This is a genomic window from Streptomyces spongiae (genome assembly GCF_009377185.1).
In the GTDB taxonomy this organism is placed as follows: Bacteria; Actinomycetota; Actinomycetes; order Streptomycetales; family Streptomycetaceae; genus Streptomyces; species Streptomyces spongiae.
On record NZ_VJZC01000415.1, the window covers coordinates 1 to 8,972 of the forward strand.

Genomic DNA, 8,972 nt, shown 5'->3' on the forward strand with positions numbered 1-8,972 from the left:
CCACACGCCCCCGCGAACCCACCCGGAAGTGTCATGACCACCCCCAGCACCACCGAGGCCGGCACCCCCGAGCCGGCCCAGGACCCGGCCGCCGCTCCTCCCCGCCGCACCTTCGGCCTCGCCGCCGCCACCGCCCTCGTGATGGGCAACATCATCGGCGGCGGCATCTTCGCCCTCCCCGCGACCGTCGCCCCGTACGGCACGGTCAGCCTGCTCGCCTTCGTCGTCCTGTCCGTCGCCGCGGTGCTGCTCGCACTGCTCTTCGGCCGGCTGGCCCGGCGCAGCCCCGTCACGGGCGGGCTGTACGTGTACCCGCGCGACGCGTTCGGCGAGTTCGCCGGATTCCTGTCGGCGTGGTCGTACTGGACGATGTGCTGGGTCAGCATCGCCGCGCTCGCCGTCGCGGTCGTCGGCTACGTCGACGTGCTGATACCCCTCGGCGGCAACCACGCCCTCGAGGCGCTCGTCGCCCTGGCCGCCCTCTGGCTGCCCGCCGCCGCGAACTTCGCCGGCACCCGCTGGGTCGGCGGGGTGCAGATCGTCTCCACCGTCCTGAAGTTCGTCCCGCTGCTCCTGGTCGCCACCATCGGCCTCTTCTTCGTGGACGCCGACAACTTCGGCCCGTTCAACGCCTCCGGCGGGAGCGTGACCGGCGCGCTCGCCGCCTCCGCCGCCCTCCTCCTCTACAGCTTCCTCGGCGTCGAGTCGGCCGCGGTCAGCGCGGGCGAGGTCCGCGACCCCGAGCGCAACGTGGGCCGCGCGAGCGTCCTCGGCACCCTCGCCTCCGCCCTCGTGTACATCCTCGGCACGGTCGCCGTCTTCGGCCTCGTCCCGCACGACGAACTCGTCGACTCCGGCGCGCCCTTCGCCGACGCCGTCAACTCGATCACCGGCGGCACCTGGGGCGGCACCGCCATCGCCCTGGTAGCCGTCGCCTCGATCACGGGCTGCCTCAACGGCTGGATCCTGCTCGCCGCGCAGATGCCGTACGCCGCCGCGCGCGACGGGCTCTTCCCGGCGCCCTTCGCCAAGCTCGGCAAGGGCGGAGTGCCCGGGTTCGGCGTGTGGGCCGTCGCCGTCCTCGGCACGCTGCTCATCGCCCTCAACTACACGGCGGGCCCGGACACCACCTTCCGCGTCCTCGTCCTCATCACCACGTTCACCGGCTGCGTGCCCTACCTCCTGTCGGCCGCCGCCCAGCTGTACTGGCTGGCCCAGGGCACCCGGGAGCGCGTACGCCCGGCCGGCCTCGTGCGCGACCTGATCGTCGCCGCGCTGTCCTTCGCCTTCTCCTTCTGGCTGATCGCGGGCGCGGGGTACGCGGCGGTGTACCAGGGGGTGCTGTTCCTGTTCGCGGGCATCCCGGTGTACGTGTGGCTGCGGGGGCGGAAGGGGAGCGAAGGGCCGGTCAGTCCAGCAACGCCCTCGTGAACGTCTCGCGCCGGTCCGCCAGCCAGTCCCGTATGCGGTCCCAGCGCTCCCAGCCACCGCGCTCGGCCACCGCCCGGGCGAAAACGGGGTCACCGTCGGCCACGCGGCCGGCCACGAAGGCCCGGCACGTCTCAGCGGCCTGTTCGATGACGCCGGGAAGTTCCGCGCGCTCCTGCGGCGAAAGGCCGTACCCGTCGGCGAGGATCCGCAGCCGTGACGGTGCGTCCAGCCCGTCGGGGTATGCGAAGGTCGCCGACGCGGGGTCGACCATGGGGATCCAGTAGCGGGCGGCCACCGCGACGTCCCACACGGGGCGGCCCGGAGCGGCGAGATCGAAATCGATCAGGGCGACGGCACGGCCGTCGCGGAAGACGACGTTCTCCGGGCACACGTCGTTGTGGCACAGCACGGTTCCGCCCTCCGGGTCGGCCATTTCCCGCGGCCAGTCGGTGTCCGTGTCGACCGTGACGGAGGCGCCCGCCTCGTGCAGGCGCCGCAGCAGGTTCCCCACCGATTCCAGGGCGGTCGTCGTCAGAGCCCAGCGGGGAAAGGGCGGCAGTGCCACGTCCCCGGGAATGAAGGTCAGGTGCTCACGGCAGTCGGCGGTGAGGTGGACCGGGAGCGGAGCGGCGTCGAATCCGTGCTGCCTGAGCGCGCGGAGATGGGCGTGCAGGGCCGGAGCGTGGGGCGGCGCCGGCCGGTCCACCAACGCACCCCGGCGGAAGACCGCACCCGCGTTCAGCTTTCCGCCGACCAGCGTTTCGCTGTCCGCCGCGCTGTCCGCCACCGCGCTCTCCGCTTCCCCGCCGTCCGCCGTCATTCCGATCACGTTACCGCCAGGTCCGCTCCGCGTGGGCAGGGCCCTCGGCTCGGTTTTCCCCAGGCGCCGACCGGCCGGTGACGACCCCCGTACACCCACCGGCCGGTCGACGCGGTTCAGGGGTTACCCGTGCGAGGCGTGCCGCCCACCGCGGCGCCGGCCGCGCCCGCGCCGAGCCATCGGCACCGCCAGCCCGCTGAGCAGCCCGACGGCCATCGCGTACGGCCACCAGCCGAGCGCGCTGTCGCCGGAGGCGCTCGCGTTGCGCGTGGTGTCCGTTGCCGCGTCGGAGGAGGCGGCGTCGGCATGGGCGCTCGCGGACGCACCGGCGGTGGTGGCGGCCGTCAGGATGACGTCGTTGCCGTCGCCCGCGCGGTAGCTGATCCGGTACGTGGTGCCGGACAGCTTCACCTCGGCGCCCTCGCGGAGACCGGTGAACGTGCCCGTGGTCCTGGCGGCGCCCCTGTGGTCGAGCACGGTGATCTTCCGTGCCGCGTCGCTCCCGATGCCTGAGACGTCCAGCCTCCCGGCCAGCCCGACCTTGCCCGACACCTTCAACGGCCGGTCACTCAGGGCCAGTTCAGCCTTGGCTCTCTGCGTGTAGTCACCCGTCACGGTGAGGCCGCCCGCGACCGAGCCCTGGTTCGTCACCGAGCCCTTCACCGTGCCCTTGCCGGACAGTGACGCCGTCACCCGCAGGCCCGCCGTGCCCACGTCGAGCTTCGCGCCCGCCGAGGTGAGGCGGATCGCCTCGCTGCGGGCGAGACTCGCCCCCGAACGCAGCGCCAGGGTGCCCTTCTTGACGGTCGTCGTGCCCGTGTACGTCACCGCGCCGCCCGCCAGGGTCGTCGTCGCGGCCCCGGCCTGGGTGAGCGAGCCGCTCCCGCTGATCCGGGACAGGGACAGGGACTTGCTTCTGTTGTTCAGCACGAGCGAGCCGTTGTTGACGACCTTGTAGAGGTCGCCCTTGGTGTACAGCCCGCCGTCGCCCCCGGACCTGCCGCTGCCCAGCCGGAGCACGGCGCCCTTCTCGACGGTCGTCGAGCCGTTGTAGTACTGGACGGCGGCGAAGGTGACGTCGTTGCCCTTCGTCCCCTTGATGACGATGTCCCCGGCGCCGGGCGCGGCGAGCGTGTCGTGGAACCGGCCGCCGCCGATGGGAGCGCCCAGCGTCACCGGGCCGTTGTAGTCGAAGGCCAGCAGTGAACGGGACCGGGCCGCCAGCAGGTTGATGTAGACCGTCTCGGCGGTGCCGGGCATGAAGATCCTGCTCGTCGTGCCGTCGCCCCACTGGACGTTCGCGCCCTTGATGTTGGTGCCGCGCTTGTTGACGTTCTTCCGCGCGGGCGTCCAGTTCAGGGCCGGGTCACTGAGCGAGGGGTTGGTGTCGCCGCCCTGGTCCGACCAGCTGTACTGGCCTGTCAGGATCACCTTGCTGCCGGGCCGGGACTGGACGTTGATGTCGCTGCCGTACTCGCGCTGGTAGAAGTCCATGCCCATGCGCACGGTCTGGCCCAGCGGGGTGTCCACGGTCCAGGTGCCCTGGTTGAGGACCTTGCGGACGTTCGGCAGCGAGGTCGCGTACTCCGGCCGTCCGGCGTTGAGCTGCGTGCCGTTGTCGATCGTCCCGGAGAAGGTGTGCGTGCCCGACAGGTCCCATGTGCCCCAGAGGAAGCGGGGCTGGGTGATCAGACCGGAGCCGCTGATGGTGCCCAGGTTGTAGTCGACGTTCCTCAGGGACAGCCGCAGGGTGCCGTCCACCCGGATGTTGTCCTGGTTGAGCCGGAACGCCGGGGTGCCGTACGGGAAGTGGCCGATCAGCCCGGTGGTCCCGCCGTTGCCGTACTGGAGGGTGGCGCCCTTCGCCACGGTCACGGCCGGCGGGTCCGGGTTGGTCACGGTCACGTACGGGTGGTTGCCTCCGAGCGTCCTCACCGCCTGCCGCTGCCGGGACTTCGGCAGGGTGAAGTCACTGTCCCTCGTGAGGATCAGCGTGCCGGTGCCGCGCACGGTGAGCGTGCCCTCGCCGCGCAGGACGCCGTCGTACGTCGTCGTGCCCGACGGCACGGTGACGACGGTGTCGCCGGTGAGGGTCACGTCCCGGTTCGCGAGCACGTCGGCGGTGACGTCCCGGGAACCGGCGGCCACGGCGGGGGGAGCCGTGGTCAGGAGGGCGGCGACCGCCGCGAGGGCGCCGACGGCCGCTGCTGTGGTGTGGAGATGGCTGCGCACGGGAGGGAGACGCGACGGGACCCCGGTCGATAACAGAAAGTTCGGCCCAGTCATGGCTGCGAGGGGTTCTGTAAGGGGTTCTGCAACGGGTTGCGTAAGGGCTTTCCCCTTCGTCCCGCCCGACCCGTTGACCTGGCCGTAACACACCCTTACCTTTTCGGCGTTCGGAATGGCAGAAGTTGTGCGGTATGTCGAACGATTCTGTTCTCTTTTGTGTTCCCTGTGTCCCCCCCACTCTGAGAGGCAGTGCACATGAGCCGAAGACTGGTGCTGAAGGGCGCCCTCGCCGCGGGCGCCCTCACCGCGATGCCGGGCGTGGCGCGGGCCGCCGGTTCCCCCGTGGCCGCGAGTTCCCCGGCGGGCGCCGGTGCGGCAGCCCCCTACGTCAACCCGCTCGTCCGCAACCGGGCCGACCCCCACATCCACCGTCACACCGACCGCCGTTACTACTTCACGGCCACGTCCCCCGAGTACGACCGGATCATCCTGCGCAGGTCCCGCACCCTGCGCGGCATCGCGACCGCCGACGAAGCCGTCATCTGGCGCAAGCACGCCACCGGAGTCATGGGCGCGCACATCTGGGCGCCGGAGATCCACCACATCGACGGCAAGTGGTACATCTACTTCGCCTCCGCGCCCGCCGAGGACATCTGGGCGATCCGCATCTGGGTCCTGGAGAACTCCCACCCCGACCCCTTCAAGGGCACCTGGGTCGAGCGCGGCCAGTTGAAGACCGCGTGGGAGACCTTCTCCCTGGACGCCACCACCTTCACCCACCGCGGCAGCCGCTACCTCGCCTGGGCGCAGCACGAGCCCGGCATGGACAACAACACCGCGGTCTGGCTGTCGAAGATGGCCGACCCGCTGACCCTGACGGGTCCTCAGGTGCGGCTCACCACACCGGAGTACGGCTGGGAGACCATCGGCTACAAGGTCAACGAAGGGCCGTCGGTCATCAAACGCAACGGCCGCCTGTTCATGTCGTACTCGGCCAGCGCGACCGACTTCAACTACTGCCTCGGCCTGCTCACCGTCGATGCCCGCGCCGACCTCATGGACCCCGCCAACTGGTCGAAGTCCCCGACCCCGGTCTTCACCAGCAACGACACCACCAAGCAGTACGGCCCCGGCCACAACTGCTTCACGGTCGCCGAGGACGGCCGCACCGACGTCCTCGTCTACCACGCCCGCCAGTACAAGGAGATCGTCGGCGACCCGCTGAACGACCCCAACCGCCACACCCGCATCCAGCGCCTCGGCTGGAAGGCCGACGGCACACCGGACTTCGGCATCCCGGTCGCCGACTCCCCCACCCACGGATCTCAAGGAGCGTGATCCCCATGAGACGCGCGTACGCGATCCTCCTCACCCTCTGTCTGGCGATAGCCGGAGCCCTCGCCACGGCCGGCCCGGCCCAGGCGGCGCCGCAGACCGTCACCAACGGCACGCAGTTCACCGACACCTCGGGCAACCCCGTGCACGCCCACGGCGGCGGGGTCATCAAGGTCGGCTCCTACTACTACTGGTTCGGCGAGAACCGCAACGCCGACAACACCTTCCGGTACGTGGACGCCTACCGCTCCACCGACCTGAAGAACTGGGAGTTCCGCAACCACGTCCTGACCCAGTCCAGCGCCTCCGAGCTGGCCACGGCCAACATCGAGCGGCCCAAGGTCATGTACAACGCGTCCACCGGCAAGTTCGTGATGTGGATGCACAAGGAGAACGGCACCGATTACAGTGAGGCCCGCGCCGCCGTCGCCGTGTCGGACACCGTGGACGGCAACTACACGTGGCAGGGCAGCTTCCGCCCGCTCGGCCAGCACATGTCCCGTGACATCACGGTCTTCGTGGACACCGACGGCGCCGGCTACATGATCTCCGCCGCCCGCGAGAACTACGACCTGCAGATCTACCGGCTGACCGCCGACTACACCGGCATCGCGAGCCTGGTCGCCGACCCGTGGCACGGCGGCCACCGCGAGGCCCCGGCCCTGTTCAAGCGCAACGGGGTCTACTTCATGCTGACGTCGGGCGCGACCGGCTGGAACCCCAACCAGCAGCAGTACGCCACCGCCACCAACATCGCCGGGCCGTGGACCGCGATGACCAACGTCGGCGACTCGACGACGTTCGGCTCACAGACCGCCTACGTCCTTTCCGTGCAAGGCAGTTCGGGCACCTCGTACCTCTACATGGGAGACCGCTGGGGCAACTCCTTCGGCGGGACCGTCAACGACTCCCGGTACGTGTGGCTGCCGCTGACGTTCCCGAGCTCCACCACGATGTCCATGTCCTGGTCGCCGGAGGTCACCGTCGACACGGCCACGGGGACGGTCAGCGGGACGAGCGCCACGTACAACACGCTGATCGCCCGCCACTCCTCCAAGTGCGCCGACGTGACAAGTCAGTCGCTCTGGCCGGGCGCGCAGCTCAAGCAGTACACCTGCAACGGCGGCAACAACCAGAAGTACTGGTTCAAGTCCGTCGGCAGCGGCTACTACCAGCTGATGGTCAGGAACAGTTCCCTGTGCGTGCAGGAGAACGCCTCCACCGTCACTCAGGAGAACTGCAACTCCTCGGCGACCGGCCAGCAGTGGTCCCTCACCACCACGGGCTCCTACGTGAACGTCAAGTCCCGCGCCACCGGCGAGTGCCTGGACGTGAACGGCGCGTCCACCGCCGACTCCGCCGCGCTCATCACGTACACCTGCAACGGAGGGACGAACCAGCAGTGGACGCGCGGGACGTGACGCATCAGGTCATGTAGGTCATGTAGGTCATGTCAGCAGGTCGATCGCGTCGATCGCCGTCCCCGCACTGAGGAAGCCGGTCGCCCCCGACCCGCTCACCACGTCGATCCTGAGCACGTTGTACTGGCTGGTGTCCGTCTTCCAGGCGGACGCCGGGACGCTGTACGTGAACGTGTGGTTGTTGCCGCGGTAGGAACCGTTGGTCAGCGACCGGGTGTTCGGCTGGGTGGGCGGCGAGGGGATGGCCGACGTCCAGGTGTCGTTGACGGTGACCTGCGGGCGGCCGTTCGCGTACGCCGTCGTCACCCCGATCCGCAGGGTGTGCGCGGCGGCGGCCTGGGCCGCGGTCAGCTTGAAGTACACGAGCAGACCGCTGTTGACGTCCTTCCACAGGTAGCAGGGGAAGGACGCCGTCTCGTTGTTGCCGATCACCACGTTGCCGGTCCAGGACGCCGCCCGGACGTCGGACGGGTGGGCGTACGTCATGAGGTCCGCGTTCTTGAACCCGCCGGGCGTGCCGTCCCAGGTGCCGATCCGCCAGATGGCGCTCGCGTTGGACGGGTCGTTGGAGGAGGGGATCGCGATCGAGTTGAGGGTGGTCGTGCCGCCCGCGGTGACGGTCACCGACTGCGTGTGCACGGCGAGTTCACGCTTGAACACCGTCAGCGTGTACGTCCCCGGAAGGATTCCCGAGATGGAGAAGTAGCCGTCGGACGCCCGCGCCGAACCCCAGTACTGCGCCGCCGAGTTGGCGAGCCCCACCGTGTACGGGTACGCCGTGTCGCGCCCGGTGATCCCGACGCCCGCGACCCGGCCCCGGCCGCTCGCGCCGACGTACCCGGAGATGCCGAGCGAGTCCGCCCACGAGGTGGTCAGGGTGCCCGGGAACAACGACGAGGAGGGTGCGCCTCCGTCCGTGAAGGCGATGACGTACGGGCCCTGGAGTCCGAAGCGCTGGGCCTCGGTCTGGTTCTGGCCGTAGTAGAGGATCTCGTACAGCCCGCCGCCGTCCGCGCTCTGGTGGCGCAGCAGCGAGCGGTAGAAGGGGCCGCCGGACGCCTTCTCGTGGTTGCTGCGCACGATCCACAGGCCGACGCCGCCCGACGTCCAGCCGATGTAGTTGTAGTCGCCGACCCGGAGCTTCGAGTAGTGCTTCGAGCGGGTCTGGCCGTCGGACTTCGCGAACACGTCCGAGGCCTCGATGGTGGAGGACGTGTACGTGTAGGAGTCGGGCTCGTCGTTGAGGAACAGGCCCTTCTTGACGCGCACGATGTAGCGGGTCGCGCTGACCGAGTCGTCGGCCTTGTTGGTCCACAGGTAGACGTTGTTCTCGCCGCTGCGGGCCGCGTAGTAGTGCTTGAGCGTGCCGTACGCGACGCTCACCAGGATCGTCGAGCCGGACTGCTTGATGCTGACGGTCGAGCTGCCGAGACCGGACTCGATGTGCGAGTTCATGCCGCCGTAGCCCTGGTACTCCGTGCCCCGGTAGACGAGCGAGGTCAGGTCGCCGTTGGACTTGCTGACCTTGAAGACGAGGTTGGCGCCGGTGTCGATCACGTAGTTCGAGCCGTCGTCGGTGTAGCCGAAGCTCGCGGCCCGCGCGGTGCCGGACAGGGGGCCGGCGAGGGCCGCGCCGGCGGCGGTGGCCGTGGCGCCGAGGACGAAGCCGCGGCGGCCGAGGGGTCTGTCGCTGTGGGGGTGGCTGGACATGGGGGTCTCCTTCCGGAGGTGTGGGG

General features: G+C 70.0%; 6 protein-coding genes. 3 read left to right on the forward strand and 3 right to left on the reverse strand.

Translation table 11 applies throughout. The features are described from left to right. The first annotated feature begins 33 nt into the window (after positions 1-33). On the forward strand, positions 34-1,431 hold the full coding sequence (locus tag FNH08_RS36480; protein WP_152775822.1) for an amino acid permease: 1,398 nt from the start codon (positions 34-36) through the stop codon (positions 1,429-1,431). On the opposite strand, the gene FNH08_RS36485 is transcribed toward FNH08_RS36480, so the two are convergent. Together FNH08_RS36485 and FNH08_RS36490 are read right to left on the reverse strand one after the other, a co-directional pair. Next, positions 1,409-2,251 (reverse strand): phosphotransferase, encoded by an 843-nt coding sequence (locus FNH08_RS36485; RefSeq protein ID WP_152775823.1) that lies wholly within the window; start codon positions 2,249-2,251, stop codon positions 1,409-1,411. The two genes, FNH08_RS36480 and FNH08_RS36485, sit on opposite strands and share 23 nt — an antisense overlap. A 123-nt stretch (positions 2,252-2,374) precedes the next feature. Beyond that, on the reverse strand, positions 2,375-4,483 hold the full coding sequence (locus FNH08_RS36490) for an autotransporter (protein ID WP_322726072.1): 2,109 nt from the start codon (positions 4,481-4,483) through the stop codon (positions 2,375-2,377). 252 nt (positions 4,484-4,735) lie between these two features. Between FNH08_RS36490 and FNH08_RS36495 the strand changes: the two genes are divergently transcribed. Beyond that, on the forward strand, positions 4,736-5,818 hold the full coding sequence (locus tag FNH08_RS36495; protein WP_152775825.1) for a glycoside hydrolase family 43 protein: 1,083 nt from the start codon (positions 4,736-4,738) through the stop codon (positions 5,816-5,818). A 5-nt stretch (positions 5,819-5,823) separates the two neighbouring features. Next, a complete protein-coding gene (locus FNH08_RS36500) occupies positions 5,824-7,236 on the forward strand; it encodes an RICIN domain-containing protein (protein ID WP_152775826.1) in 1,413 nt (470 codons plus the stop codon). A 27-nt stretch (positions 7,237-7,263) separates the two neighbouring features. On the opposite strand, the gene FNH08_RS36505 is transcribed toward FNH08_RS36500, so the two are convergent. After that, positions 7,264-8,946, reverse strand: a complete 1,683-nt coding sequence (locus FNH08_RS36505) for a rhamnogalacturonan lyase B N-terminal domain-containing protein (RefSeq protein WP_152775827.1) — start codon at positions 8,944-8,946, stop codon at positions 7,264-7,266. Positions 8,947-8,972 lie beyond the last annotated feature (26 nt).

What these genes read in the sequence shown, in the direction of transcription:
- FNH08_RS36480 (WP_152775822.1), top strand. Translation starts at nt 34, where the DNA reads ATGACCACCCCCAGCACCACCGAGGCCGGCACCCCCGAGCCGGCCCAG.
- FNH08_RS36485 (WP_152775823.1), bottom strand. Translation starts at nt 2,251, where the DNA reads ATGACGGCGGACGGCGGGGAAGCGGAGAGCGCGGTGGCGGACAGCGCG.
- FNH08_RS36495 (WP_152775825.1), top strand. Translation starts at nt 4,736, where the DNA reads ATGAGCCGAAGACTGGTGCTGAAGGGCGCCCTCGCCGCGGGCGCCCTC.
- FNH08_RS36500 (WP_152775826.1), top strand. Translation starts at nt 5,824, where the DNA reads ATGAGACGCGCGTACGCGATCCTCCTCACCCTCTGTCTGGCGATAGCC.
- FNH08_RS36505 (WP_152775827.1), bottom strand. Translation starts at nt 8,946, where the DNA reads ATGTCCAGCCACCCCCACAGCGACAGACCCCTCGGCCGCCGCGGCTTC.